General features: G+C 53.9%; 1 protein-coding gene. It reads left to right on the top strand.

Features of this window, described 5'->3' with window-relative positions:
- On the top strand, window positions 1-1,356 hold a 1,356-nt coding region (locus ACE4YL_RS12765; protein WP_461369684.1), incomplete at its 5' end, for a peptidoglycan DD-metalloendopeptidase family protein.
- Between the last annotated feature and the right edge of the window lie 267 nt (window positions 1,357-1,623).

Raw genomic sequence — 1,623 nt, 5'->3', positions numbered from 1 at the left:
CCGATTTTAACTCAGAACAAAAAAACGCCTTTGATCTCCCGCCTGAAGCTCGCTTATCGTCACAGTAGAATGATAAAACTGCTGCGCCGGTTAAAGGGGAAAACCCTCCACTGGTCGATTTACCTGATCCTCTCATGCCTGGCCCTGACAGGCCTGCTGCACTACCACTATTACCTCTACTGTCACCTTTACGCGGTCCAGATGGACGGGGTCGAAATTGGACTGGTGCGGGATCCCGAAGAGGTGGAGCAGTTTCTCGTTGAATTAACTGATAAATGCAGCTCCCTCTACCGGATGGATCTTTTTCCAAGGCAGGAGATTACCCTGACCCGGGAATACCGCCCGGACGAGGCGGAAGATTTCCAGGCGGCCAGGGATGCCCTGATGCAGCGGCTGAGCTTCCTCACCGCTGCAGTACTGGTTACCGTTGACGGTGTCCCGGTAGCGCCGGTATCCACGATGGAGGAAGTGGGCCGGGTGGTCGAGGAGGTATGTTTTGCCTTTGTCGGCAAGGATAAGCAGGTTGAAGTGCTGGATGTGGAGTTGCTCGAAGAGATATCCGGCGAAAAATGCGTGGTCCCTCCCGAACAGGTTTATGAACCCGGCGAGATAGTCGCCCTGCTGACGCGGCAGGAGTATGATCAGGAGCTGCTTGACGCCTCACGCCAGATGATTGCATCGCGCCTGGGCAGAATTGAACCGGATGAAGAGGCCGAACCGGCAGTGCCAGCAGTGCACGTGAGACACGTTGAAAAGATCACCCTGAAAGAAGAGATACCATATACTACCAAATACGCCTACACCGACAAAATGTATGTCGGTGAAAGCAGGGTTGTATCGCCAGGGAAAAGCGGCTTAAAAGAAGTAACCTACCTGGTTACTTGTGAAAATGGAATGGAGAAATCCAGAGAAGCTCTTTCCAATCGGGTTATCACTGAACCTGAAGCCAGGGTGGTGGAGCGGGGCACCCTGAAGAGATTTGCCTGGCCTGTTGCCGGCGGCGGACGGATATCCCAGTATTTTCATGCCGGGCACAGGGGCATAGATATCGCCGCACCGCTTAACACATCGATCCTCGCTGCAGAAAGCGGGGTCGTGGTTCTATCGGGATGGGGCAGCAGCCAGGGGAACTACATTGTAATTAACCACGGCGGCTACTACACCCTCTACCTGCATAACAATGTTAACCTGGTTTCCGCCGGCCAGAGGGTGTCCCGCGGGCAGACCATCGCCCGCCTGGGCTCAACCGGACACTCTACCGGGCCCCACCTGCACTTTGAAATCCGCCGCAGCATCGGCTCCAGCTGGGGCGGATGGTATGTCCACCCGGCCATAAACCCGCTGCAGTTTTATTAAAGCTAAAACAACCGGCTTTAATCCGGCCGCTCCCGGCCCGGGAAGCGGCCTTTTCAATGTACCCGCCAGGCAGCAGCCCGTAAAGGCTCCCGATTGTTTTAAAAATGCTGCTCCCGTGCAGGCTGCCTTTTCTCTCAGAATATTTTTCTTGACAAAAGAATCTTCTATTCAACCCGTAATTGCCCGGTGCTAAAAAAAAGGTTTTAGCAGAGACACGTTCGAACATGTCTATGGCATTTGGACAATCTGGTGCTGTTAACAAAAGAC

Source organism: Candidatus Darwinibacter acetoxidans (assembly GCF_041936445.1).
Taxonomy (GTDB): domain Bacteria; phylum Bacillota; class Limnochordia; order Darwinibacteriales; family Darwinibacteriaceae; genus DTU010.
Note: the sequence above shows the minus strand (reverse complement) of the source record. Positions and strands in the feature narration are given on the sequence as shown.